The following is a 349-nucleotide window of genomic DNA, read 5'->3' as shown; positions in this document are numbered from 1 at the left end:
CGCGCTGCACCCGGTGATGACGTTCACCGGGCGGCCCGACGACGTCGACCGCCTCGCCGGGATCTCCTTCGGCGTCACCGCGCCCGAGCCGCTGCGGCCCGTCGCCGAGGCGCTCGTGGTCGAGATGGGCGGCGAGCCGGTGTGGATCCCCGAGGACCGGCGCACGCTCTACCACGCGGCGCTGGCCGGCGGCGCCAACCACCTGGTCACGCTCGTCGTCGAGTCGATGGACCTGCTCGGCCGCGCCGGCGTGGAGAACCCGAGCCGCATGCTCGGCCCGCTGCTCGGCGCCGCCCTCGACAACGCCCTGCGGCTCGGCGTCCGCGGCCTGACCGGGCCGGTCGCCCGC

Annotated in this window: 1 protein-coding gene; it reads left to right on the top strand. The window is 77.1% G+C overall.

Annotated features, from left to right (window positions below; translation table 11 throughout):
* Positions 1-349, top strand: a 349-nt coding sequence (locus tag ACFFNX_RS33260; RefSeq protein WP_378209833.1) for a DUF2520 domain-containing protein, incomplete at both ends; no start/stop codon positions are given.

It is taken from the genome of Actinoallomurus acaciae (assembly GCF_042429965.1).
Lineage (GTDB): Bacteria > Actinomycetota > Actinomycetes > Streptosporangiales > Streptosporangiaceae > Actinoallomurus > Actinoallomurus acaciae.
This window is presented reverse-complemented; position numbering and strand designations above follow the sequence as displayed.